Raw genomic sequence first — 24,200 nt, forward strand, 5'->3', positions numbered from 1 at the left:
AATAATCACTACTTAAATTTTATTTTTCATGTAATGTGAAGTATGAAAGCAAATCGTTGATACTACTTTCAAGACTGTTAGCAAATAAAATGTTGCTAGTCTTAGTTGTAGTAGCGCGGTAACGGCCTTCAACCTTCTCAATTAAACCAATGGACTTTTTCTTAGGAATAATAACTTCCCAAGTTGGCAAATTCTTACCCTTAAGTTCATTAACTTCAATATCAATATTTTCTAACTTTTTAGACATAAATCCTCCTACTTGCTATCCGGATGAAACTTAGAAGCGATAATCTCGTCTTCATACCTTTCCGGATGTGGATTTCGAAAAATAGTAAAATTATCAGGAACTGGGTCCACCCCACCACGAATAAATGGGTTACATCTTAGTATACGACAAATCCCCATGATTAGCCCTAAAATAGGGCCATGTTTTTTCAGAGCATCAATCATATAGTTAGAACATGTAGGATAATATCTACAACTTGGTGGAAAAAGCGGTGAAATTAGTGTCTGATAAATACGCACTAAACCGATCAAAATCTTACGCAAGTAATCTCCTCACTTAGTGTCGTTGATGCTTTTCAATATTCTTAAGCAAAGTACCTGTACCTAAAGCAACAGCTTCCAATGGATGATCAGCTGTTAAAACAGGAACTTGTAAGTAATATGAAATTAGCTTATCAATATTCTTCAACAATGCTCCACCACCGGTGAGCATAATTCCACGGTCAATAATATCTGCTGAAAGTTCTGGTGGAGTAGTTTCAAGAACTTCCTTAGCGGCTGCGATAATTGACATCAAACCTGGTTCCAATGCCTTTTGAATTTCAGGTGCGGTAACTGTAGTTTGCTTGGGCAAACCATCAACCACATCACGACCGCGAACGGTAACTTGTTTATCTTCATCAGGTTCAAATGCACTACCTATTTCAATCTTAATTTGTTCTGCGGTTCTAGAACCAATAAGCAAATTATGCTTATTCTTAATGTAGCTAATTACAGCTTGGTTCATTCTATCACCGGCATAACGAAGTGATTGTGAAGTTACAATTTCACCCATTGATAAAATTGCAACATCAGTAGTACCACCACCGATATCAATAACCATATTTCCTTGTGGCTTGAAAATGTCTAAACCAGCTCCAACAGCTGCAACCTTAGGTTCGAAATCAAGATATACCTTGCCGCCACCTGATTTTTCAGCTGCTTGAATAATTGCCTTTTGTTCAATTGAAGTAACTCCAGTAGGAGCACAAATCAAAATATTTGGCTTAGACATGAAGCCTTTAACATTTAATTTTTCAATAAAGTAAGACAGCATTTCTTCAGTAATATCGAAATCTGCAATTACACCGTTTTTAAGCGGACGAATTACGCGGATATTACCAGGGGTTCTACCTACCATCTCGTATGCCTCTGAGCCAACCGCAACTACCTTGTTAGTATCAGTATTTACGGCAACAACAGAAGGTTCGTTTAAAACAATACCTTTTCCAGAGACATTAATTAATACATTAGCTGTCCCCAAATCAATTCCTATATCTCGTGCCACGATAACCCTCCATAATTATTCATCGTCCATTTTACCATAAATAACTAAGAGTTTCCTTTACTGTCCTTGTTTTAACACAATCTTTAAAACAAATTACTAAGTTGCATTGAAGTATCAATAAAAGTAATTACAAAATTGCCGATTAAAAAGCCTAACGCAATTGCACCAAATAAATATAAAAGTTGAGTTTCAAAAACTCTACCCTTACGCACAATTTTATCTAATTGAACAGCCTTCATTGCCTGAAAAGCTAATCCAATGGCAATCAAATAAATGATGATACTTATAATTGCATGAACACCTAATTGAAACATAAATTTTTCCCTTTAATAAAAAAAGACGGATGCAATTTGCATTCGTCTTTTTCACTTTATCTAGTGACCTCTATCATTGTAAACACTGATTCTGTTCATTGCTCGTCTCAAAGCAACTTGAGCACGTTCCACAGTACGTTCATCATGCTTCTCACGTGCTTCCTTAAGACGCTTCTCAGCTCTTTCCTTAGCAGCTTGAGCACGAGAAACATCAATGTTTCTAGCACGTTCGGCACTATCCGCAATAATTGTAGCTACGTTCTCTGAGAAATCAATATAACCACCACTAATAGCGATGTGATCGATTCTTGAACCCATTTCTTGACTACGTTTTACTTTAACTTCACTAATAACTAATGGAGTCAAAAGCGGGGTGTGATTGTACAATATAGAACGTTCACCATCAACAGCGCGTACATCAACGATGCTTCCACGATGGGAATAAATCATTCCATTAGGAGTTACAACATTTACTCTAAAAAGCTTTTCTGGATCTGCCATTTGACATCACCCTACTTTTCTAGCAATGCTTTAGCTTCTGGATCACTTGGAGTTACACCCATAGATTGTGCTTTCTTCAAAACATCTTCGATTGGGCCAACACCACGGAAGGCATCTTCTGGTAGATCATCAAGGTGACCATCCAAAATAAGTTTAAAGCCTTTAATGGTCTCCTTAATTGGAACATATGAACCAGGTACACCAGTAAATTGTTCAGCAACGAAGAAGTTTTGTGACAAGAAGAATTGAACTTTACGTGCACGTGCAACGATCAATTTTTCTTCATCAGACAATTCATCCATACCCAAAACAGAAATAATATCTTGCAATTCGTGGTAACGTTGCAAAATATGTTGAACACGAGTAGCAACTTCGTAGTGTTCTTGACCAACAACTTCTGGGTCAAGGGCACTTGAAGATGATTCAAGTGGGTCAACGGCTGGGTAAATACCTTGTTCTACCAAGCTACGTTCCAAGTTAGTAGTAGCGTCCAAGTGTGCGAATGTAGTTGATGGAGCTGGGTCAGTATAGTCATCGGCAGGAACATAAACGGCTTGAATTGAAGTAATTGAACCCTTCTTCGTTGAAGTAATTCTTTCCTGCAATTGACCCATTTCTGTTGCCAAAGTTGGCTGGTAACCAACGGCACTTGGCATACGACCAAGCAAAGCGGAAACTTCTGAACCAGCCTGAGTGAATCTAAAGATATTGTCGATAAAGAGCAATACGTCTTGACCTTCAACATCTCTGAAGTATTCAGCAAGAGTCAAACCAGTTAATGCAACACGCATTCTGGCACCAGGCGGCTCGTTCATCTGACCAAATACCATGGCAGTTTTACTTAAAACGCCTGAAGCTTTCATTTCGAAGTAAAGATCATTACCTTCACGTGTTCTTTCACCAACACCAGTAAATACGGAAATACCACCGTGTTCTTGAGCGATGTTGTGAATTAATTCCTGAATGATAGTTGTTTTACCAACACCGGCACCACCGAACAAACCAACTTTACCACCACGTACATATGGTTCAAGTAAGTCGATAACTTTAATACCAGTTTCAAGGATTTCTCTACTGGTAGTTAAATCTTCATATTTAGGTGCTTCTTTGTGGATACCTTCACGAGGGTGATCTTTTGAAAATTCTGGACCACCATCAATTGGTTGACCCAAAACGTTGAACACACGACCTAAAGTATCTTCCCCAACTGGAACTGAAATTGGAGCACCAGTATCTTCAACCTTCATACCACGGCGAAGACCATCGGTAGATTCCATGGCGATCGTTCTTAAGACACCATCACCGAGTTCAAGCGTAACTTCAAGGACGATGCTTTCATCCTCTGATTTGATTACGCGCAAGGCATTGTTAATATCAGGTAAATTCTTATCGATTGGGAATTTAACATCGACAACTGGGCCGATTACTTGAACGATTTCACCTTCACTCAAAACATCTACCTCCTTTTCTTTATTACTCTAAGTTTACTCTAAGGCATTTGCACCACTGATAATTTCGGTAATTTCAGTAGTAATTTGTGCCTGTCTAGCACGGTTTAATTTTGTAGTTAAACTTGATACCAAATCATTGGCATTATCAGTCGCACTTTGCATAGCTGTCATTGAACTAGCATGTTCTGCAGTCTTGGCGTCTAGAATGGCACCATAAATTGTTGAACGAGCATACTGTGGCAACAACTTTGTAAGTACACTGTTAATGTCTGGTTCGATATCATATTCTAATTCTTTATGTGCTTCAGCTTCTTTTACGCCGATATCCAAATCAACGATTGGCAACATCTTTTCAACACGAAAAGCAGATGATAATGAGTTTACGTGGTGAGTATAACATACGTAAAGTTGGTCATAGACACCATTTAAATACATCTTAATTGCAGTTGAAACAATTGGTAAAGCTTCATCAAAGGTTGGCACATCTGAAACGCCATCTTTTTCGTAAACAACATTAACGTTGTTTTTCTTAAAGAATTGAGCGCCGACAGAACCAACGGCTAAAACTTTAACTTCATGTCCTTGTGCACGTTCATCTTCAAAAATGCTCATCATGTTTTTGATGACATTGCTGTTGTAAGAACCTACAAGACCACGATCACCGCTAATTACTAAGAAACCTGTAGTCTTAACTTTTTTGCGGGTTTGAATCATATCAGCAGTAATACCTAAACCAAACACATCAGTATAATCGATCTTCGCAACATTGTTCTTATCGATAGAGATGTTCTTTTCACGTAGATTATCTACGACTTGGGAACTGATTAAACGAGAAATCGTTTTACGAACATAGTCGTTATAAACGGTATATCCTTTATCACGATTTTCAGTTTGATTCAATTTTGATGCTGAAACCATTCGCATGGCTTCTGTGATCTTACCGGTTTGTTTTACTGAAGCAATCTTTTTCTTTAACTCAAGTAAAGATGCAGGCATAATCTACCTCCTATTTTTCACTTGGTGTAAAGCTTTCACTGAATTCCTCAACGGCTGCTGATAATTTCTTATCATCAGGTAATTCACCAGTTTCACGAATTGTCTTAAGCAAATCAGCATGACTGCTATCAAAGTTGTCGAACAATTCATTTTGGAAGCGTCCAATGTCTTCTACTGGAACAGCATCAAGGTAACCGTGAGTCAAAGCATAAAGAATCAATACTTGCTTTTCAACAGGGATCGGATCATGAAGTGGTTGCTTCAATACTTCAACAGTTCTTTGACCTCTGTTCAACTTAGCTTGAGTTGCTTGATCAAGATCACTACCAAATTGAGCGAAACTTTCAAGTTCACGGTAAGCTGCAAGGTCAGTACGTAAAGTACCAGCAACTTTCTTCATTGCCTTAATCTGAGCGTTACCACCAACACGAGAAACTGAGTTACCAGCATCGATAGCTGGACGAGTACCGGCAAAGAACAAGTCACTTTGCAAGAAGATCTGACCGTCAGTAATAGAAATTACGTTGGTTGGAATATATGCAGAAATGTCTCCGGCTTCAGTTTGAATAATTGGCAAAGCTGTCAATGACCCACCACCAAGTTTGTCACTCAACTTAGCACTACGTTCAAGAAGACGTGAGTGTAAGTAGAAGACGTCACCTGGATAGGCTTCACGACCAGGCGGACGACGGAGAAGCAAGGAAAGTTCACGGTAAGCGACGGCTTGTTTGGATAGGTCGTCAAATACGATTAATACGTCCTTGCCATTGTACATAAATTCCTCACCCATAGCAGTACCAGCATATGGTGCAATATAAAGCATAGGTGCTGGTTCACTTGGGCCCGCTTCAACAACAATGGTGTAATCCATTGCGCCAAAACGCTTTAAAGTTTCTACTTGAGTTCTAACGGTTGATTCCTTTTGACCAATAGCAACGTAAATACAAATTACGTCTTGTCCCTTTTGGTTAAGAATAGTATCAATAGCCAAACTAGTCTTACCAGTCTTACGGTCACCGATAATCAATTCACGCTGACCACGACCAATTGGAACTAAGGCATCGATAGCTTTAATACCAGTTTGAAGTGGTTGCTTAACTGATTGACGGTCCATAACACCTGGAGCTTTAGCTTCGATAGGACGAGTCTTATCAGCTTTGATTTCACCCTCACCGTCAACAGGTTGACCTAATGGGTTAACTACTCTACCAATTAAGGCGTCACCAACAGGAACTTCCATGATTCGACCAGTTCTTTGAACACGGTCACCTTCACGAATGTTGTCAAATTGACCCAAAATAATGATACCAACATCGTTGGATTCAAGGTTTTGAGCGATACCGTATGAACCGTTATCAAATTTTAACAATTCACCGGCCAATACATCGTTAAGTCCGTGAGCTCGGGCGATACCATCACCAACGTAAGTTACAACACCAACTTCGTTAATGTCGAGCTTATCATCGTAATGTTCAAGTTGTTGCTTGATCAAGGAGCTAATTTCTTCCGCTTTAATGCTCAATGGTTTCACCTCTTTTAATTTTTATCAATTATTTGCGCACGGATCTTCTTCAGTCTATTTTTAACTGATCCATCAATCACGCGGTCCTTCACTTGGAGGACTACGCCGCCTAATATACTTGGATCAACTTTATTCTCAAGACGCACAGCGTTTAAATCATACTTTTTAGCATAACTATCACCTAAACGCTTAAGTTGATCATCATCCAGTTTAACTGCAGTAGTTGCAGTACCAGCTGCGATCTTCTTTTCATCGTCATAAAGTAAAGCAAATTCATCGATAATATCGATTAAATCAGCAAAGCGGTTATATTCAAGTAACAAATTCAAAAAGCCTTGTACTTCATCTGAAAAATCTTTTTCAACTGCAGTTAAAAGAGACTTTTTATCTTTACTACTTAAAATAGGATCGCTAAGGACACTGATGAATTTAGGATTGGCAACTGCTGCCTTTTTCAATTCCATCATTTCATCGTAAACAGTATCCAGTACTTTATTATCTTGCGCATAACCGAACAAAGCAGTACCGTACCGTGCAGCTATTTCTTCTCTACTTAAAGCCATTAATCATCCAACCCCTTAATAAATTGGTCGACTAAATCTTTTTGGTCTTCAGCAGATAAATTCTTAGCAATAACTTTTTCGGCAATTGCTACAGAAATATCAGCTACTTGATCACGTGCGGCATTTAAAGCATCTGATTTAGCCTTAGCAGCTTCTTCATTTGCTTTCTTACGAATTGCTGCAGCGTCTTCGTTTGCACTAGCTACGATTTCCTTGCCTGTGTTTTGCGCATTAGTTTTAGCGTCAGAGAGAATCTGTGTTGCTTCTTGTCTTGAGTTCTTCAAGGCAGCTTCACGCTCATTAGCAAGCGTTTCAGCCTTTTTACGATCACTTGCAGCTGAATCCAAGTCATTAATAACTTTTTGCCGCCGCTTTTCCATCATATCTGATACTGGACCCCAAGCGTAATGCTTGACCAATAACAGCAAGATGGCAAAACAAATTAAATACCAAATAGCATTACCTAGGTAAATATGATGTGAGGCTGCAAATAATGTTTGAATAGTCATTTACTGCCCTTCTCTCTTTAAACTTAAATCCTTCAAACAGAAAAACCTTATTAAAGGAAAAGAATTAAGAAGGCAACAACAATAGACAAAATAGGAACGGCTTCGATCAAACCAACACCAATGAACATTGTTGCTCTTAAATTACCTGCACTTTCAGGTTGGCGAGCCATACCTTCAAGAGTCTTTGAAATAACTTTACCGTTACCAAGTGATGCAGCCAATGCTGCTAAACCAGCTGCGATAGAAGCAGCGAGATATTTAAAAGCTTCTGCCATAAATTTATACCTCCGAAAAATTATTCTGTAGTAACTTTTTTACCAATGTAAACCATTGACAGAGTTACGAAAACATATGCCTGGATAGAGCCAATGAAGACAGAGAAACCTTGCCAAATCATGGCTAATGGAGCTGCTAGAATCAACGTAAATGGTCCGCCAGCATGTGCTAGATCATTACCAATTAAAGTTAGCAAAACTTCACCAGCATATATATTCCCATAAAGACGCAATGATAAGGTTAAGAAGTTGGTGAACTCTTCAATTAAATTAATTGGAAGCATAAAACCAACTGGTTGCGTATAATTCTTTAAATATCCGCCAACACCAAATCTTTGTACGCCGAATGTGAACGATAGAAGCAAGGTCATCATTGCAAACGACATTGTCGCTACTGGATCGGCAGTTGGTGATTTTACAAACACCCAATCATCAACTTTGACTTCTAGGAACATACCCAATTGGTTCATGAACCAGATGAAAAGGAACAATACAAAAGCATATAAAGACAAGTGGTTTTGAGCATCTACGTCGCTGACGTTATCTTTTACAATACCGTTAGTAAATTCAAGCAAATACTCAAGTACATTTTGTCTTTTATTTGGCTTTAGTTCGACTTTTCGTGCAAGCCAAAAGCAGATAAAGAAAACTGTCAAAGCCATTAGCGTTGAACCAATGATCCCAGTAAGATCAAAATTCAAGCCCATGAATTTAAAAACAAATGATTTCTCCATTACTTCGTGACCTCCCTTCTCGTGTTGAATAAAACTCGAACACGTAAATCATCTTAACACCAAATATCTTCTTTGTGTAACATGAAAGCGCATTAGAGAAAATATTTTTCAGAAAAAGGAAGTTTACTTAGTACCGAAGAGTCTGTCACCGGCATCTCCCAAACCTGGGAAGATATAACCGTTATCCATTAACTTCTCGTCTTCTGCTGCAGCATAGATATCAACGTCAGGGTTTTCCTTCTGAACAGCCTTGATACCTTCTGGAGCTGCTACTAAAACTGCTAACTTAATTTCTTTAACGCCACGCTTCTTTAATGCAGCAATAGCGTCATTAGCAGATCCACCAGTTGCAAGCATTGGATCAACAACTAAACATTCACGTTCAGCGATGTCCTTTGGAGCCTTGAAGAAGTATTCATGTGGTTTCAAAGTCTTTTCATCACGGTACATACCGATAACCGCAATTTTAGCTGATGGAACCATCTCAAGAACACCGTTAAGCATCCCCATACCGGCACGTAAAATTGGCACGATTGTCAATTTCTTACCGGCGATTTCTTTTTGAACTGTCTTACCCATTGGTGTCTCAATTTCGACATCTTCAAGTGGCAAGTCTCTAGTGATTTCATAGGTCATCAGACCACCAATTTCACCAACAATTCTACGGAATTCGTTTGAACCCGTATCCTTGCGACGAATAATTGTCAATTTGTGTTGAATCAATGGGTGATCCAAAACTACGAACTTTCCCATATATACCTCCTATTAACAAATAACATAACTCACTAAACATTTTAATCAAAAACGCAAAGGGTTTAAAGCCCTTTGCGTTTTATTTTTTATTTATTCAAATGATGTCCGCCCGCTGCTTTGTTAAGACGGTTCATGTAAGCTAAACTTTCTTCACCTTCATTGAAGCCTTGTACATAAATGGTTTCAATGTTGTCTTTGTCATCGAAATAGCGCAATGCACCAAATAAATTATGATCAGCGTCAACTAAGTTTTCACCTAAATCAAATTTATTGTCATCGCTTAAATCGATTTTAGCTAAAATTGAACCTAAAGCAGCTACACCAGTTTTTTCGTTAAAATCAATTTTGGCAAAATCAGCTGGATTATCAACTACGATTACAGGTTCACTTGGAGCATAGTGACGATACTTCATGCCTGGTGCTTTCGGCACATCTTTATCTGAAACCTTGCCTGTGTTGATTAAAACTTTTTCGCCTAAAACTTTGCTCAATTCTTCTGGCGTAATTTCACCAGGACGAAGCACGATTGGTGTTTTAACAGACAAATCGATAATCGTTGATTCAAGTCCAACACGAGTGGGACCGCCATCGATAATACCGGCAATTTTACCCTTTAAATCATGATATACGTGTTCAGCCGTAGTAGGACTTGGCTTAGTTGACGTGTTAGCAGAAGGTCCTACAATTGGGTAACCCAATTTAGCAATCAAATCGTGAGTCAATTGATCGTCTGGGCAACGAAAAGCAACGGTCTTAAGACCGCCGGTTACAGCATCAGGAAGTGTACCTGGTTTTACAAACAAAAGAAGAGTCAAAGGACCTGGCCAGAAGTGCTTAATTAGCGTTTTAGCCCGTTCTGGAACCTCTTTAGCGTAGCGTTCCATCATCTTTTCATCAGAAATCGTTACAATCAAAGGATTATCGCTAGGACGACCCTTAGCTGCATAAACACCTTTAACTGATTTTTCATTGGTTGCAATCGCACCTAAGCCATAAACAGTTTCTGTAGGGAAAGCAACTAATTCACCCTTGGCCAATAGCTTAACGGCTTCATCAAGTTGATCCTTTTTAAAAATCTTTGTTTCCATTTCTATTTTTGCCACCTTCCATGAACCATGCGTGGCTTGCCGGCCATATCTTTTCTAAATTCAATCTCAAAATCAGGCAATTCTTTGGCAAATAATTCTTTCAATTGTTCTTCTTCATTAAAGCCAAATTCTAAGAAAAATTCACCGTGACTATTTAAGTGGTCACGAACTTGTTTGGCAAACTTCTTGTAAAAGTCTAATCCATCTTTACCAGCAAACAGAGCTTCTTTAGGCTCATTTTGCAAGACATTCTTATCCATGTCTTTCTTCTCATTTGTCTTGATATATGGTGGATTAGAAATGATTTTGTCGAACTTTTCAAGACCAATTAATACATTAGCTTTACGGGTAGTGACGTCAAGATCATAGTTTAAAAAGTTTTCTTCACTTGTTCTTAAAGCACTATCAGTAATATCACTAGCATAAAGGGTCAGATCCTTGATTCCCTTCTTTTCTGCTTCTTTAGCAAGAGCAACGGTAATGCAACCAGAGCCGGTACCTAAATCAAGCACCTTATCACCACTTTTAAGTGACTTTAATGCCCATTCAACCAACTCTTCGGTTTCAAAACGAGGAATCAATACGCCGCGCTGCACCATGATTTTGTAGCCTAAAAACCAAGCGTAACCCAAAATGTATTGTGGTGAAACGCCTCTAGCCAGCTTCTTAATGTCTTTATTGGCTTGCTTGACTTGATCTTCTGACAAAACCATGTCTTGCTTTAATTCAAACTCGCTAGGAGTCAAATTAAGACGCTCAGCCAAAACAAAATCAATATCCTCTGGTCGAACATCTTCGGCAGCCTCTCCTGCCTTAATTCTGATTTGCTTTAAAGTCAACTTAGGCATTTTTATCAGCCAACTCCTCCAATTGCTTAGTTTGATTGTAAAGAATCAATGCATCGATAATTTCGTCAAGTTCACCGTTCATTACACGGTCAAGCTTATTAATAGTCAAACCAATACGGTGGTCGGTAACTCTGTTTTGTGGGTAGTTGTAGGTTCTAATTCTTTCTGAACGGTCACCAGTACCTACAGCATTCTTACGTTTTGCATCATATTTAGCTTGGTTTTGACTTTCGTAGTAGTCATAAACACGTGATTTCAAAATTTGCATAGCTTTTTCACGGTTTTGTTGCTGACTACGTTGATCCTGCATGGCAACTACGATACCAGTTGGAAGGTGAGTCATACGAACGGCACTTGAAGTCTTGTTAATGTGCTGACCACCGGCACCACTTGAACGGTAAACATCGACACGAATATCCTTTGGATCGATATCAATATCTACTTGCTCGTATTCAGGCATAACAGCAACAGTAGCAGTTGAAGTATGAACACGACCTTGTGATTCGGTTACTGGGATACGTTGAACACGGTGTGCACCATTTTCATACTTTAATTTTGAGTAAACTTTGTCACCAGTGATCATAATAGCTACACGCTTATAACCACCAACTTCAGTTGGTTCAGAATCAATCAATGAAACCTTCCAGCCTTGTCTTTCAGCGTATTTTTCATACATTCTAAGAAGATCGCCTGCAAACAATGAAGCTTCGTCACCACCGGCTGCACCACGAATTTCCATGATAATATCCTTATCATCATTAGGATCTTTAGGCAGCATCAAAATCTTGATTTGATCTTCCAATTCAGGAATTTCTTTTTCGATTTCTGAATTTTCTTCTTTAGCCATTTCGATCAAATCTTCATCAGATTCATTAGCGATGATCTTCTTGTTGTCTTCTAATTCCTTTTTATCTTGCTTATACTTCTTGTATTTTTGTACAACTTCACGCAAGTCGGCTTCTTCCTTGGAAATTTCCATGTAACGCTTAGTATCGTTAATAACTTCAGGATCGGCCATCATTTCTTGCAGTTCTTCATAGTGGGCTACTAAACCCTCTAATTGAGCCATAACGTTATCCATAAACTAATTTTCCTCTCTATCTCTTGCTACCTGGGTGAAAATAGTGATAACGACAAACAGGATAGTAACTCTCGTCACCACCGATTTGTACTTGTTCACCTTCATATACAGGTTTGCCATTATTTACTCTCAAATTCATTGTTGCCTTATGCCCGCAATAATGACAAATAGTCTTCATTTCCTCTATTTTATCAGCAAAAATCAATAAATTCTCGCTGCCTTCGAACAAATGATTTTGGAAATCATTCTTAAGACCAAAAGTCATCACAGGTATATTGAAATCATCAACAATTTTAGCGCATTCTAAGACATGATGTCTCTTTAAAAACTGAGCTTCATCAATTAAAACGCAAGCTAGTTTTCCATCACCATCAGCTAAGTCATGATCGTTCATTTTTTTGATATATTCGAACAAATTCATTTCACTGGTAATTGGAATTGCTTTTCGATGAAGGCCAATTCTTGAAGCAACCGTACCAACGCCGCTACGATTATCCAGGCCGCTAGTCATTAAAGCAATCCTACGTCCTTGTGCTTCATAATTGTGCGCTACCTTTAATATTTCAATCGTCTTGCCACTGCTCATTGCACCATAACGAAAAAATAATTGCGCCACTTCTGTCCTCCCCTTTGCTCAAAAAAAGTCTTTGCTTTAATAGTATAGTGGAAAAATAAAATTTGTGCAGTCAAATAGATGGTAAAACTCGTTTTCTATGCTAAACTAAAACATAGTTTTAAAGTGAGGGATGTACATGAGTTTTAAATCAGGAGTCGCTAAAGTCGCCGGAAAATCTAGTTACTGGTTTTTGCATAACGTCATGAAAGGCGGCACTAGTTTTCCTGGAAAATTAGCGATGAAAATCGATCCAAACGTGCTGAATTCTTTAGCTAAAGGCTATGAAACCGTCATTGTTACTGGTACTAATGGCAAGACCATGACCACAGCTTTGATCGTTGAAGCCTTGAAGAAAAAATATGGTGATGTTTTAACCAACCCATCTGGTTCCAACATGCAACAAGGAATCGTCACAGCATTTTTAGCACATAAGCACAAACGCGTTAAGCGCAAGATTGCTGTGCTTGAAGTAGACGAAGCAAACGTTAAGATGGTAACCAAGCTGCTTCACCCTAGTGTCTTTGTTTTGACCAATATTTTCCGTGATCAAATGGACCGTTATGGTGAAATTTATACTACTTATGAAAAGATCGTAAATGGGATTAAGTTAGCACCAGATGCAACAATTATTGCTAACGGTGATGCCAGCATCTTTTCATCAGTTAAGTTGCCTAACAAAAAGATTTTCTATGGTTTCAAGTTGCCTGGTGACAAGCCAGAAAATGACTTTAAGGCAGCTGTTAACACAGATGGTGTGCTTTGTCCTAAATGCGATCACATCTTGCACTACCATGAAAGAATTTACGCTAACTTAGGCGATTTCTTCTGCCCTAACTGTGGCTACCATCGTCCTGATTTAACCTTTACAGTTAACAAGATTATTGAGCAAACGCCTAACAGCCTAAAGTTCCAAATGGGCAACAAAGACTACTCAATCAACATCGGTGGTACTTACAACATCTACAATGCTTTAGCTGCTTACTCAGTTGCTCGTCACTTTGGTTTGACTGAAGCTGAGGTTGCACAAGCCTTTGCAGAAAACAAGCGTATCTTCGGTCGTCAAGAATTAATCCACTATGGTGGTAAAGACATCGACTTGATCTTAGTTAAAAACCCTGTTGGTCTTGATGAAGTTTTGCATATGCTTAATACCGAAAAAGATGACTACTCATTAGTCGCTTTACTTAATGCCAACCATGCGGATGGTATTGATACTTCTTGGATTTGGGATGCTGATTTCGAAGGATTAGATTGTAGCAAGATCAAGAAAGTACTTGTTGGTGGTCAACGTTGGCACGACATGGGCTTTAGACTTGAAATTGCTGGATTTGATCCTGGTGCAATGAACATCAATCCTGACGATGACAGCTTGATTGAAGAAATTAAGAAATTACCAACTAAGAAAGTTTACATTCTTTCCACTTATACTGCTATGCTTGCCTTACGTAAGACCATGGCTGAAAAGAAAATTATCAAAGCTGGTATGTAAAACTAAACGATCCATAATGTTTATGGATCGTTTTTTTGTATCAAAAAAGCTGGATCAAATCGATCCAGCCTTTGATTATTCATTCATCCTTATTGGGATATTGGGGCTCGAACCCAAACATCCAGGAACCAGAATCCTGTGCCTTACCAATTTGGCTATATCCCAGTAAATCACCCGTACGAGAATTGAACTCATAACTCCACCTTGAGAGGGTGGCGTCTTAACCATTTGACCAACGGGCGAATCAACACTCATAATTATGCTTTTTTCTGCTAGGCTTGTCAAGTCATTTTGTCTATAATTAGTGGTAATGGACGGTGAAAAATACAAATGATCAATTACAATAAAACGCAACATTTTATCGAGTCAATGGTGTTTGATCGCGTTGTTCCTGGAGTTAATTATACCTTTATTAATAAAAAGCAAATATTCACCTCGACAACGGGCTTTGCTAGCATTTATCCTGAGGTTACACAACTTAGCCCCTTCGCAGAATATGATCTTGCTAGTCTAACTAAGGTGTTAGCCACAGAAAATGTACTGCTTAAGCTTTATGATCAAGGCAAACTCAATTTCACTGAGCCCTTGCAACAATTCATTCCTGAATTCAAAGATCCACAAATTCGACTTTACCATCTATTAACTCACACCAGCGGTATTCGCGGCTGGATTCCTCATCGCGATGAGTTAAATCATGATGAACTATTAAAAGCATTGATTAATTTGCCTGTTACCGATGAATTTGAACACAAGATGCGCTATGCTGACACTAACTTCATTCTACTCGGCTTGGTAATCAAAAGCATTTATGGCAAACCAGTGCAAGAAGTGGCTACTCAAGAGGTATTAGATCAAATGCCACTTGTTAACACGACTTTTTCTCCAAAAAAAGAAGATTGCGTACCTACTGCCATTGTTGATGGTACGGTGTTGCAAGGCATCCCTCATGATCCAAAAGCAAGGCAACTAGGCAGTGATTGCGGCTCCGCTGGACTTTTCTCCAACATGCGTGATCTAGTCACCTTTAGTCAAGGATACTTAGGTCTTAAGCGAGATGTTCTTCCTTTTAGCCAAGATACTGTCAGCCAATTATTCGATGACAAAACACCTAGAGGTGTTAAGTCACGTTCATGGGGCTGGGACCTACGCTTTGATCCTAAACAAAATTACCCCATCATTTTACATACTGGTTTTACCGGTACTTTGATCATTCTCGATCGACTAAAACAAACAGGTTTGATTTTGCTAACTAACCGCGTGCATCCCACTGGTCATAACACTATCTTCCTGGCCATGCGCGAAAAAATTATCCGTAGTTTCCTCACAGAAAATTCCAAAGCATAGAAAAAAGACGACTGTGTGTCAGCCGTCTTTTTATCTCTCACTAAATTTCATCATTCGTCTATTATTATAACTTATTTTCTTTATCTAGCCCAATTTATTTAGCTTTTTCTGCTCTAAACATTTTCCAATAACTAAACATAATGATCAAACTCATCAGCAAAGTAAAGCAAAAGGCTGCTTGACTACCTTGAGCTGTAGCCATTGTATAAGAACCATGACCTTGTTTTTGCCAAACTGACATAATTGAAGCAAGGATGGTCGTACCAACTGAACCGGCAAGCTGTTGACTAGTTTGACAAACAGCTGTGGCGTCAGCACGCAACTTACCTGTTTCTACCTTTAAAGCTTCTGCCATAGTATTACTGAAAGACATTCTGTGACCCATCATCATAATGCCATAGAAAATTATGATCATCATTGCACTTAGGTTCAAACCAAAAATAGCAAATAATAAACAACTAAGAGCCATAAAAAAGCCACCTAGATACAATGGTAATTTAGCACCACGTTTATCATATAAGCTACCAAAATATGGATTAAGTAAACCAGCAATAATACTTCCTGGAAGTAATACCAAGCCACCAACCAGTGAACTTTGTTTACCTACAATTTGGATATAGTTAGGCAAAACGAAACTGATACCAATATTGTTAAATTGCAAAAGAAAGTATGCTAGTGCCCCAAAAACAAAGGCTTTTTGTTTAAATACTGCTAAATCCAATAATTTTTTGGATGATTTTTGTGATAATTTTACAAAAGCCCATACTAATAAGGCGGTAACTACTAACAAAATCCATAATAGTGGATTAGCCATGCCATAGCTAATTTGGTTAACGCCCAATGTTAAGGTGATGAATGCTGCAGCTAATGTAATAAATGAGAGATAATCAAAATTACTCTTAACTTGATCATGATATTTCCCTATTACTAGTGTTCCAGCAACAAATACAATCAGAGCAAAAATAGTAACGAAAACAAAGATCCAACGCCATTTTAAATAGAAGGTAGTAATACCACCAAAGGCAGGCCCTAAGGTTGGTGCCATTGCGACAACTAAACCAGCGATTCCCATATAAACGCCCCACTTAGATCGTGGCATAATCTCCGTTATCAAGTTGAACATTAGTGGCGTACTTAAGCCAGCACCTAATGCGGAAATCAGTCTGCCCAAAAGCAAAATTGGAAAGTTAGGTGCAATCGCACTAATAACGCTACCTACCATAAAGCCAACACAGGCAATGATAAATAACTGTCTAGCAGTAAAACGGTCATTTAAATAGGATGAACAAATCATAATAATGGCGATCATCAATAAATAGCCTGTTGTCGTCCACTGAATAGTATCAAGCGACACTTTGAATTCTTTCATCATGGTCGGAAATGTAACGTTTAAACTTGTTTCCGTCAAAATTCCTACAAAAGACATAAAAGCCGCGGATAAAACAGCCAAAATATTTTTTGTGCTCTTCTTCATAATCTCTTCCTTCATAAATAATCAAACAAAAAGAGTAGAAACTAATCGGGTTTCTACTCTTTCTTTAATTGGTAAAACCAATTATATTAAAACGCATACTATCAAATATGCTGAGTAAAGCTAATTATTAAAGACGCTTAGCTAAATCGTCGTGTAAGTTTTCGTAACCTGGCTTGTTAAGAAGACCAAACATGTTACGCTTGTAAGCTTCAACACCTGGTTGGTTGAATGGGTTGATACCGTTCAAGTAACCTGAAATAGCAATAGCTAATTCGAAGAAGTAAATCATGTAACCTAAAGTATGTGCTGATTGGTCTGGAATGTTAACAGTCATAACTGGAACACCACCGTCAGTGTGAGCCAAAACAACACCTTCGTAAGCACGGTCGTTTACGTAGTTCAAGCTCTTGCCTTCCAAGAAGTTAAGTTGGTCAAGGTTCTTTTCATCGCCTGGGATCTTAACGTCGTGGCGTGGGTTTTCAACACGGATAACAGTTTCGAACAAGTTACGTAAACCTTCTTGGATGTATTGGCCAAGTGAGTGAAGGTCAGTAGTGAAGTTAGCACTTGATGGGTAAATACCCTTTTGGTCCTTACCTTCTGATTCACCCATTAATTGCTTGCACCATTCACCAAACATTCTAAGGCTTGGTTCATAGTTTTCAACAATTTCAGTAGTGTAACCCTTACGGTAAAGGATGTTACGAAGTGCTGCGTATTGGTATGGTGAGTTCTTTGACAAATCAGTGTCAGTGTAGTCAGCACGAGCGTCTGCAGCACCCTTCATTAATTCGTCAATGTCAGCACCTGAAGCAGCGATTGGAAGTAAACCAACAGCTGAAAGAACACTGTAACGACCACCAACGTCATCTGGAACTACGAATTCTTCGTAACCTTCTGCGTCAGCTTCAGTCTTCAAAGCACCCTTTTGACGGTCAGTAGTTGCGTAAATTCTCTTGGCAGCTTCTTCTTTACCGTACTTCTTGATTAACTTGTCTTTGAAGATTCTGAATGCTACTGATGGTTCAGTAGTAGTACCTGACTTAGAAATTACGTTAACGCTGAAGTCCTTGTCGCCTAACCATTCGATTAAGTCGTAAAGGTATGAACCTGAAAGTGAGTTACCACAGAAGACAACAGTTGGCATATCACTGTCAACCTTGCCGTAGAAGTTGCTGTTCAAGAATTCAATTGCAGCTTGTGCACCAAGGTATGAACCACCAATACCGATACAAATTAAAACATCTGAATCGTTTTGAATCTTCTTGGCAGCCTTCTTGATACGAGTGAATTCATCCTTGTCGTAATCTACTGGCAAATTAAGCCAACCACGGAAATCGTTACCAGCACCAGTACCTTCACGGAGTTCAGTGTTAGCAGCGTTTACCATTGCTTGCATTTCACTTAATTCATTTTCGTGAACAAATGGAGTTAATTTACTACTATCAAATTTAATTAAACTCATAAATCTGCTTCCTAACTATAAAAAAATTTTACAACCCTATTTTAACAATCTTATTTAATGAATACCAGTCTCAAAGTACAAGCGCATTCATTTTTTTCGAAACAAACGATAAATTAAATAGCCTAAAATGGCACCGCAGGTATTAAAGAAGACATCATCAATATCGCTTACGCCGGTTTCCAATAAAAACTGCAAAGTTTCAATACTAATTGAAAAGAGCATCCCTGTTAACACAGTCTTAACAAACGACTGCTTCTTGGAAAATACAATTGGAAACAGGATACCAAATGGTACAAGGCAAAGAATATTGCCGAATGAATTATAAAAGAAGTCCAGCCTGCTAGGAGCATACACTAATTTCCAGGTTTCTTTCATAAAGACTAAATTAACATCGCTAAGTGGCCTGTTGAAATTAAAAACGAGCTGCCAAGGGAAATACGTATCTCGGAAAGTCGTTAACATCAAAACCAGAATCATATAAAATGCAAATATCCAAACACTAGCTTCTGATTTAAGTGAACGTCTTCTGCGAATAAAAAGAAGCCAGATTAAGCGTAAAACAGCAAAAATCAAAAAATAAAAAACTGTTTTATCTAATGCCATTAAAGTCAACTTAACTAAAGCGAAATGATTGATACTGGTCGCATATTGTTTTGCTAGAAAATTATATATTGGGCCAAAAAATAGCATGCTCTGCCTCTTTCCAAGTTATTCCTATAAAATTATACCCACTTTTTAATAACTAAATTATTAAAAAAGAGATAACTATTAGCAAAACATTGTTTTAACCCAGCTTAACCTTTAAAATTAATGTTTGTTAAGGAGTTAATTATATGAAGAAAAAGAAAATCATCGCTTTTATCCAAACTAGACCTGGCTTTTTAGCACTGCTAGTTTTCTGCTTTTGGGTAAAATACATTTTTGCTGCTTATTTCGACTTTAATTTAGGACTAACTGATCCTTATCAGCACATTATCATGTGGCTCAGTCCTATCGGAACAGCAATCATCCTTATCAGTATCGGTTTTTATTTTCCAAGACCAATCGTGTCATACATTGCAATGCTGGTGATGGATTTTGCCAATACTGCATTATTATTTGCCAACATCATTTACTACCGGCAATTCACGGATTTCCTAACCATCAAAACAATGACCAATGCTGGCAAAGTATCACAGGGATTAGGTAAAAGTACCGTTGCCCTGCTTCATCCCAGCGATATCATTATTTGGATAGATCTAGTCATCATCATTACCCTTTTGATCATTCATAAAATTAAAATTGATCAAAAGTCATACGGTTTATCAATGTCTTTGGCTATTACCTCCATTGGTGCACTTCTGACCACCTTAAACATCTTATTAGCCGAAACGTCTCGTCCTCGACTTTTGCGTAATACTTTTGATCGTTCCTACGTAGTTAAATATTTAGGTGTCGATACTTTTACCGCTTATGACGGAATTAAAAGTGCTCAAAATGGTCAGGTAACCAGAAATGCTAATGCTTCAGATTTAAACAATATTCTGAATTTCACCAAGCAAAATTATGCCGCTCCTTCTTCTTCATATTTTGGCATTGAGAAAAATCGCAATGTAATCGTGATTCACCTTGAAAGTTTCCAACAGTTTTTGATCAATCTTAAGGTTAACGGTAAAGAAGTAACCCCATTTTTAAACTCGTTATACAAGAATAAACATACCATCAGCTTCAGTAACTTTTACCATCAAGTAGGTCTAGGCCGTACCAGTGATGCAGAAAACATGCTTGAAACTGGCACATATGGTATTTCAGACGGTTCGCTTTTTACTTCATTGGGTTCAGAAAATACATTCCAGGCCGCACCTCAAATTTTGCGCCAGGATGGTTACACTTCAGCCGTCTTCCATGGCAACGTAGGTACTTTTTGGAACAGAAATGATGTCTATAAAAACATGGGCTACAATTATTTCTTCGACAAAAACTATTACTCTACACAGCCTAAAGATGCTAGTGGCTATGGTTTAAAAGATAAACTGTTCTTTGCCGAAAGTATTAAATACCTAGAGCAGATGCAGCAACCGTTCTACACTAAATTTATTACGGTTACTAACCACATTCCGTTCAATTTGGATAAAGAAGATCAAGATCCTAACTTTAAGACTACAAATACTACGGATCAAACCATCAATAATTATTTTGTAACGGCTCACTACCTTGATGAAGCAATTCATGAATTCTTCAATTACCTTAAATCTTCTGGTTTATACAAGAATACCATGGTAGTAATTTATGGTGACCACTATGGTTTAAGTAATTCAGAAAATGAAACTTTAGCTCCAATTATCGGCGAAAGTTCTGATACTTGGAATACTTACAACAACGTCCAAATGCAACGTGTGCCATTCATGATTCATGCTAATAATCTTAAGGGACAAATCAATCATGAAGTCGGTGGTGAAATTGACGTTTTACCTACTCTACTTCATTTGCTTGGCGTTAATACAAAAGACTACGTTCAATTCGGAAATGACTTACTTTCACCTCACAGACAAAATTGGGTAGTCTTTAGAAACGGCACAATCGTTAGTTCTAAGTACGTCATTGTTGGTGCCAAAGGAATCAAGGGTACTGTCTATGACCGTAAAAATGGTAAACAGATTATCAACTTTACCCCTCAAGAAAAGAAAGAAATTGCGGAACTAGCCAAAAAAGGTAAAAACTCCTTGCGCTACTCAGATCTATTAAACAATCACAACCTGTTGCGCTTCTACACGCCTAAGGGCTTTATCCCAGTAGATCCAGATCAATTTAATTATTCTGAGAACTATCAAAGAATGATCAATATTAGACAGCAACTTGCAGGCCATTCTACTTCCCTCTATAGCAGACACCACGGTTCAACTACTAGCCTCTATAAAACTGATGCACCAGAACTAAAAGGGCGCCAAGAGGAAATTGATCAAGTCTCTGAAGTGATAAAAAACAACAGCAGTAAAAATTCCGCTACAAGCAGTAGCAGTGAAGATGACCAATAAAAATAGCCTGGAAAAATATTTCCAGACTATTTTTTATTTTTCAACAAATTGTTCAAAGCCTTTATCATAAAAAACTACGGTAAATGTCGAACCTTTGCCAGGCTCTGATTCAACAGTTACTTTACCACCATGTTGCTTAATTAAAGATGATACTATCGCTAAACCTAGACCGGATTCTCCCGTGCCCATTCGTGCTCTAGACGGATCAGCCTTGAAGAAACGTTCAAAGATATACTTAATTTGATCTTTGCTCATTCCAATACCATTATCTTTAACTGACAGCACAGTCGCATGTACCATGCGTTCTCCTTTAATTTCGATCTTGCCATCATGGGTAAACTGAATGGCATTTTGAACCAAGTTGACCATTACTTGAGTGAAACGATCACGATCAGCATAGATTGGCAAATCATCAGGAGCTATTACTTCCAGCTCATCATTGGCCTTTTCAGCATTTTGACTAAGCTGAGATTTCAGATCTTGCAAAATTGGTGTGGCATTGAAGTTGGTCTTAATCAAATTGATTTGATTATTGCGAATCTTTTCGTAATCCAGATTTTCATTAACCAGACGAATTAAACGCTTAGTTTCTCTCTGCATCAAAGCAATCGATTTTGGTTTAGATTCTTCTGGAATCGCATCATATTGCAAGCCTTCTAAAATGCCGTTAATCGTAGTTAGCGGCGTTCTCATTTCATGAGCCGCATCTGCCATAAATTGATCTCGCCGTTTTTCTTGCGCCTTAACTTCCTCATTGGACCGTTTTAAAGCTTGAACCATCTTATTGAAGTTCTCTGCTAACTGGTCAATTTCATCGCTATCTTTATGTTGAATCTGCACATTAAAGTTACCAGAAGCAACCTTTTGTGTTGCCCGAGAGAGCCGCTTGATTCGTTTGGTTGAATAATATGAAATAATAAAACTTAAGATCAAACCAACTGCCACGGTCATTAATAATGCTCTCAGCAAATTACGTTTAGCCATGTAAATTGGTCGTTCAACATGAGTAACTCGTGAACTAATCCAAGCTACACCTACTAAGTTTTTACCATTCATCCAAGGAACAAGCACACCAGTATATGCATCCTTAGTGGACCTAATAGGTGATTGTTCATTATGATTATTTTGAATACGAATTTCTTGGCCTGTCTTTAACGTAGCAAAAACGTTCTTGGACAGTTGAACTTTGGCATTAACCTTAGGATAGATTTGCTCGTTTTTATCATTAAAAATACGCAAATGAACATCTTCACCATGCAACACAAACTCTAATTGATTTAAGAAATTATTATTAAGCAGTGCCGTGCCATTTTTTCCATCAGCTTCAGCCAAATCACCTAGCGATTCTGCATAGCCTTCCATTCGCTGATAATTTTGCATATACGCTTGATTACGCGCATAACCAATTTCGGAATAACCAATAATCGAAATAGTCGTTATGATTATCAGTAAGAAACCTAGCATGTTTTGATAAATTAATTTCATTATTTTGCCTGTGAATCATCAAATTTATAACCGACGCCCCAAACAGTTCGGATCACTTTAGCTCCAACCTTTTCGAGCTTTTGACGCAACTTCTTAATGTGGGCATCTACGGTTCTTTCCTCACCGTAATATTCATAGCCCCACACCAATTCCAAAAGCTGATCACGCGAAAAGACTTGCTTAGGCTTTTGTGCCATCGTATAAAGCAAGTCAAATTCTTTAGGTGTTAAATCGGTCACAGGCTGAGCGTCAAATAAGACTTCACGTCTACTCTTTGAAATCTTTAAGTGCTCAGTTTCAATATCATAGTCTTGCTTCTTTTCTTGCGGAAGTGCAGGCTTTTCCTCCATCATTACTCGACGATGAAGAGCCTTAATTCTAGCAATTAAAGCAATTGGACTAAAAGGCTTAGTGACATACTCGTCGGCTCCGATACCTAAACCGAGTACTTGATCTGATTCACTGCCTCTTGCAGTAAGCATGATAATTGGAACAGTAGGAGAAATTGCTCTTACTTCCTTGGCCACTTGAATTCCGTCTTTTTTAGGCAAATTCAAGTCTAGCGTAATCAAATCATACTTATCCGCATTTTCTTTAAACATATCGACGGCTTCGACACCGTCGACAGCAATATCTTGTTCCCAGCCTTCTTTTTTGAAAAACATTCCCATCATTTCAGCGACGGAATTGTCATCTTCAACCATTAATATTTTCAAACTCATTATCGATCCCTAAATCCCTTTGTTCTTTGACGTTTCACTTTATCGGGATCGACATAGTCAGGTGGCAATTCGTGTCGTTTAAGCAGAAACTTTTTCAAGCTTTTTTCTGTATAAACAATTGGCAACAAGATAAACAAATAAAAAGTTAATAACCAAATGAGAAAATAGCGATCCCAATTCAAAAAGTGAATAATTAAACCAATCACAACTTGAATCAAGCCAAAGAGAATACAATATAAACTCGCCCTTCTTTGGGCAAATTTAAAGCTCTCTTTATTGACTTGCGCCAGATAAGATAAATAACCATAAATTCGATTAGGTCTTTTAGCTGGCGAAATCAGCCAAAGTATCCCAATCACCATCATAATTAAGCCACAAGCGACATAGATCACAAATTCTCACTC

The 24,200-nt window shown here is 38.2% G+C and carries 26 protein-coding genes and 2 tRNA genes; 3 read left to right on the forward strand and 25 right to left on the reverse strand.

Translation table 11 applies throughout. The features are described from left to right. Positions 1-19 precede the first annotated feature (19 nt). From WS44_RS01240 to WS44_RS01315, 17 genes are all read right to left on the reverse strand, one after another. A complete protein-coding gene (locus tag WS44_RS01240; protein ID WP_013437594.1) occupies positions 20-247 on the reverse strand; it encodes a DUF2969 domain-containing protein in 228 nt (75 codons plus the stop codon). An 8-nt stretch (positions 248-255) separates the two neighbouring features. Next, positions 256-549, reverse strand: coding sequence for a membrane protein insertion efficiency factor YidD (gene yidD, locus WS44_RS09760; protein ID WP_013437593.1), 294 nt, complete (start codon positions 547-549; stop codon positions 256-258). Between the two features lie 13 nt (positions 550-562). Then, a complete protein-coding gene (locus tag WS44_RS01245; RefSeq protein ID WP_013641710.1) occupies positions 563-1,552 on the reverse strand; it encodes a rod shape-determining protein in 990 nt (329 codons plus the stop codon). Positions 1,553-1,635: 83 nt separating this feature from the next. Beyond that, positions 1,636-1,866: a DUF1146 domain-containing protein gene (locus WS44_RS01250; RefSeq protein ID WP_013437591.1), complete on the reverse strand. Its 231-nt coding sequence runs from the start codon at positions 1,864-1,866 to the stop codon at positions 1,636-1,638. A 60-nt stretch (positions 1,867-1,926) separates the two neighbouring features. Continuing rightward, complete coding sequence (locus WS44_RS01255) at positions 1,927-2,367, reverse strand: F0F1 ATP synthase subunit epsilon (protein WP_013437590.1); 441 nt, start codon at positions 2,365-2,367, stop codon at positions 1,927-1,929. 11 nt (positions 2,368-2,378) lie between these two features. Further along, complete coding sequence (gene atpD / locus WS44_RS01260) at positions 2,379-3,818, reverse strand: F0F1 ATP synthase subunit beta (RefSeq protein ID WP_013437589.1); 1,440 nt, start codon at positions 3,816-3,818, stop codon at positions 2,379-2,381. A 33-nt stretch (positions 3,819-3,851) separates the two neighbouring features. After that, positions 3,852-4,814 carry a F0F1 ATP synthase subunit gamma gene (locus tag WS44_RS01265; RefSeq protein ID WP_013437588.1) on the reverse strand — a complete coding sequence of 321 codons (963 nt, stop codon included), beginning with the start codon at positions 4,812-4,814 and terminating at the stop codon, positions 3,852-3,854. 10 nt (positions 4,815-4,824) lie between these two features. Further along, positions 4,825-6,336 (reverse strand): F0F1 ATP synthase subunit alpha, encoded by a 1,512-nt coding sequence (atpA, locus tag WS44_RS01270; protein ID WP_013437587.1) that lies wholly within the window; start codon positions 6,334-6,336, stop codon positions 4,825-4,827. Between the two features lie 14 nt (positions 6,337-6,350). Then, on the reverse strand, positions 6,351-6,899 hold the full coding sequence (atpH, locus tag WS44_RS01275) for an ATP synthase F1 subunit delta (protein WP_013437586.1): 549 nt from the start codon (positions 6,897-6,899) through the stop codon (positions 6,351-6,353). Further along, positions 6,899-7,408: a F0F1 ATP synthase subunit B gene (gene atpF / locus WS44_RS01280; protein ID WP_013437585.1), complete on the reverse strand. Its 510-nt coding sequence runs from the start codon at positions 7,406-7,408 to the stop codon at positions 6,899-6,901. The genes atpH and atpF overlap by 1 nt, the downstream gene beginning before the upstream one ends. Before the next feature lie 50 nt (positions 7,409-7,458). Further along, positions 7,459-7,683: a F0F1 ATP synthase subunit C gene (gene atpE, locus WS44_RS01285; protein ID WP_013437584.1), complete on the reverse strand. Its 225-nt coding sequence runs from the start codon at positions 7,681-7,683 to the stop codon at positions 7,459-7,461. A gap of 20 nt (positions 7,684-7,703) precedes the next feature. Further along, positions 7,704-8,417: a F0F1 ATP synthase subunit A gene (gene atpB / locus WS44_RS01290; RefSeq protein ID WP_013437583.1), complete on the reverse strand. Its 714-nt coding sequence runs from the start codon at positions 8,415-8,417 to the stop codon at positions 7,704-7,706. Positions 8,418-8,540: 123 nt separating this feature from the next. Then, entirely contained in the window at positions 8,541-9,170 is a 630-nt protein-coding gene (gene upp, locus WS44_RS01295) for a uracil phosphoribosyltransferase (protein ID WP_013437582.1), read from the reverse strand. Positions 9,171-9,256: 86 nt separating this feature from the next. Further along, positions 9,257-10,258, reverse strand: coding sequence for an L-threonylcarbamoyladenylate synthase (locus WS44_RS01300; protein ID WP_013437581.1), 1,002 nt, complete (start codon positions 10,256-10,258; stop codon positions 9,257-9,259). Positions 10,259-10,260: 2 nt separating this feature from the next. Beyond that, positions 10,261-11,106, reverse strand: coding sequence for a peptide chain release factor N(5)-glutamine methyltransferase (gene prmC, locus WS44_RS01305; protein WP_013437580.1), 846 nt, complete (start codon positions 11,104-11,106; stop codon positions 10,261-10,263). Beyond that, positions 11,099-12,187, reverse strand: coding sequence for a peptide chain release factor 1 (gene prfA / locus WS44_RS01310; RefSeq protein ID WP_013437579.1), 1,089 nt, complete (start codon positions 12,185-12,187; stop codon positions 11,099-11,101). The genes prmC and prfA overlap by 8 nt, the downstream gene beginning before the upstream one ends. Before the next feature lie 16 nt (positions 12,188-12,203). Further along, positions 12,204-12,803 carry a thymidine kinase gene (locus WS44_RS01315; RefSeq protein WP_013437578.1) on the reverse strand — a complete coding sequence of 200 codons (600 nt, stop codon included), beginning with the start codon at positions 12,801-12,803 and terminating at the stop codon, positions 12,204-12,206. 136 nt (positions 12,804-12,939) lie between these two features. Between WS44_RS01315 and WS44_RS01320 the strand changes: the two genes are divergently transcribed. Then, the gene (locus WS44_RS01320; RefSeq protein WP_046432634.1) at positions 12,940-14,292 is read left to right on the forward strand and encodes a Mur ligase family protein; all 1,353 of its coding nucleotides are present in this window, start codon (positions 12,940-12,942) and stop codon (positions 14,290-14,292) included. 92 nt (positions 14,293-14,384) lie between these two features. Here the strand turns inward: WS44_RS01320 and WS44_RS01325 are convergent. Together WS44_RS01325 and WS44_RS01330 are read right to left on the reverse strand one after the other, a co-directional pair. Next, a tRNA-Gln gene (locus WS44_RS01325) sits at positions 14,385-14,457 on the reverse strand. 5 nt (positions 14,458-14,462) lie between these two features. After that, positions 14,463-14,534: transfer RNA gene (locus tag WS44_RS01330), tRNA-Glu, on the reverse strand. Positions 14,535-14,622: 88 nt separating this feature from the next. On the opposite strand from WS44_RS01330, the gene WS44_RS01335 reads away from it, so the two are divergent. Further along, a complete protein-coding gene (locus WS44_RS01335; protein ID WP_013641706.1) occupies positions 14,623-15,636 on the forward strand; it encodes a serine hydrolase domain-containing protein in 1,014 nt (337 codons plus the stop codon). 94 nt (positions 15,637-15,730) lie between these two features. Here the strand turns inward: WS44_RS01335 and WS44_RS01340 are convergent, their stop codons facing one another. From WS44_RS01340 to WS44_RS01350, 3 genes are all read right to left on the reverse strand, one after another. After that, positions 15,731-17,110, reverse strand: coding sequence for a DHA2 family efflux MFS transporter permease subunit (locus WS44_RS01340; RefSeq protein ID WP_046432638.1), 1,380 nt, complete (start codon positions 17,108-17,110; stop codon positions 15,731-15,733). A gap of 127 nt (positions 17,111-17,237) precedes the next feature. Then, on the reverse strand, positions 17,238-18,575 hold the full coding sequence (locus WS44_RS01345) for a glucose-6-phosphate isomerase (RefSeq protein ID WP_046432641.1): 1,338 nt from the start codon (positions 18,573-18,575) through the stop codon (positions 17,238-17,240). A gap of 87 nt (positions 18,576-18,662) precedes the next feature. Then, complete coding sequence (locus WS44_RS01350; protein ID WP_014565712.1) at positions 18,663-19,265, reverse strand: VanZ family protein; 603 nt, start codon at positions 19,263-19,265, stop codon at positions 18,663-18,665. A 143-nt stretch (positions 19,266-19,408) separates the two neighbouring features. Here WS44_RS01350 and WS44_RS01355 point away from each other — a divergent pair, with 143 nt between their 5' ends. Then, positions 19,409-21,589, forward strand: coding sequence for an LTA synthase family protein (locus WS44_RS01355; protein ID WP_013437572.1), 2,181 nt, complete (start codon positions 19,409-19,411; stop codon positions 21,587-21,589). A gap of 33 nt (positions 21,590-21,622) precedes the next feature. Here the strand turns inward: WS44_RS01355 and WS44_RS01360 are convergent, their stop codons facing one another. Genes WS44_RS01360 through WS44_RS01370 form a run of 3 tightly spaced genes read right to left on the reverse strand, consistent with a single transcriptional unit; the run spans position 21,623 to position 24,188 of the window. Next, positions 21,623-23,074, reverse strand: a complete 1,452-nt coding sequence (locus WS44_RS01360) for a HAMP domain-containing sensor histidine kinase (RefSeq protein WP_046432644.1) — start codon at positions 23,072-23,074, stop codon at positions 21,623-21,625. Beyond that, positions 23,074-23,796: a response regulator transcription factor gene (locus WS44_RS01365; RefSeq protein ID WP_046432647.1), complete on the reverse strand. Its 723-nt coding sequence runs from the start codon at positions 23,794-23,796 to the stop codon at positions 23,074-23,076. The genes WS44_RS01360 and WS44_RS01365 overlap by 1 nt, the downstream gene beginning before the upstream one ends. Next, positions 23,796-24,188, reverse strand: coding sequence for an SdpI family protein (locus tag WS44_RS01370; RefSeq protein ID WP_013437569.1), 393 nt, complete (start codon positions 24,186-24,188; stop codon positions 23,796-23,798). The genes WS44_RS01365 and WS44_RS01370 overlap by 1 nt, the downstream gene beginning before the upstream one ends. Between the last annotated feature and the right edge of the window lie 12 nt (positions 24,189-24,200).

It is taken from the genome of Lactobacillus sp. N54.MGS-719 (genome assembly GCF_000980505.1).
Lineage (GTDB): Bacteria > Bacillota > Bacilli > Lactobacillales > Lactobacillaceae > Lactobacillus > Lactobacillus amylovorus.

What these genes read in the sequence shown, in the direction of transcription:
- WS44_RS01240 (WP_013437594.1), bottom strand. Translation starts at nt 247, where the DNA reads ATGTCTAAAAAGTTAGAAAATATTGATATTGAAGTTAATGAACTTAAG.
- WS44_RS01250 (WP_013437591.1), bottom strand. Translation starts at nt 1,866, where the DNA reads ATGTTTCAATTAGGTGTTCATGCAATTATAAGTATCATCATTTATTTG.
- WS44_RS01255 (WP_013437590.1), bottom strand. Translation starts at nt 2,367, where the DNA reads ATGGCAGATCCAGAAAAGCTTTTTAGAGTAAATGTTGTAACTCCTAAT.
- WS44_RS01265 (WP_013437588.1), bottom strand. Translation starts at nt 4,814, where the DNA reads ATGCCTGCATCTTTACTTGAGTTAAAGAAAAAGATTGCTTCAGTAAAA.
- atpH (WP_013437586.1), bottom strand. Translation starts at nt 6,899, where the DNA reads ATGGCTTTAAGTAGAGAAGAAATAGCTGCACGGTACGGTACTGCTTTG.
- atpF (WP_013437585.1), bottom strand. Translation starts at nt 7,408, where the DNA reads ATGACTATTCAAACATTATTTGCAGCCTCACATCATATTTACCTAGGT.
- atpE (WP_013437584.1), bottom strand. Translation starts at nt 7,683, where the DNA reads ATGGCAGAAGCTTTTAAATATCTCGCTGCTTCTATCGCAGCTGGTTTA.
- atpB (WP_013437583.1), bottom strand. Translation starts at nt 8,417, where the DNA reads ATGGAGAAATCATTTGTTTTTAAATTCATGGGCTTGAATTTTGATCTT.
- upp (WP_013437582.1), bottom strand. Translation starts at nt 9,170, where the DNA reads ATGGGAAAGTTCGTAGTTTTGGATCACCCATTGATTCAACACAAATTG.
- WS44_RS01300 (WP_013437581.1), bottom strand. Translation starts at nt 10,258, where the DNA reads ATGGAAACAAAGATTTTTAAAAAGGATCAACTTGATGAAGCCGTTAAG.
- prmC (WP_013437580.1), bottom strand. Translation starts at nt 11,106, where the DNA reads ATGCCTAAGTTGACTTTAAAGCAAATCAGAATTAAGGCAGGAGAGGCT.
- prfA (WP_013437579.1), bottom strand. Translation starts at nt 12,187, where the DNA reads ATGGATAACGTTATGGCTCAATTAGAGGGTTTAGTAGCCCACTATGAA.
- WS44_RS01320 (WP_046432634.1), top strand. Translation starts at nt 12,940, where the DNA reads ATGAGTTTTAAATCAGGAGTCGCTAAAGTCGCCGGAAAATCTAGTTAC.
- WS44_RS01335 (WP_013641706.1), top strand. Translation starts at nt 14,623, where the DNA reads ATGATCAATTACAATAAAACGCAACATTTTATCGAGTCAATGGTGTTT.
- WS44_RS01340 (WP_046432638.1), bottom strand. Translation starts at nt 17,110, where the DNA reads ATGAAGAAGAGCACAAAAAATATTTTGGCTGTTTTATCCGCGGCTTTT.
- WS44_RS01345 (WP_046432641.1), bottom strand. Translation starts at nt 18,575, where the DNA reads ATGAGTTTAATTAAATTTGATAGTAGTAAATTAACTCCATTTGTTCAC.
- WS44_RS01350 (WP_014565712.1), bottom strand. Translation starts at nt 19,265, where the DNA reads ATGCTATTTTTTGGCCCAATATATAATTTTCTAGCAAAACAATATGCG.
- WS44_RS01355 (WP_013437572.1), top strand. Translation starts at nt 19,409, where the DNA reads ATGAAGAAAAAGAAAATCATCGCTTTTATCCAAACTAGACCTGGCTTT.
- WS44_RS01360 (WP_046432644.1), bottom strand. Translation starts at nt 23,074, where the DNA reads ATGAAATTAATTTATCAAAACATGCTAGGTTTCTTACTGATAATCATA.
- WS44_RS01365 (WP_046432647.1), bottom strand. Translation starts at nt 23,796, where the DNA reads ATGAGTTTGAAAATATTAATGGTTGAAGATGACAATTCCGTCGCTGAA.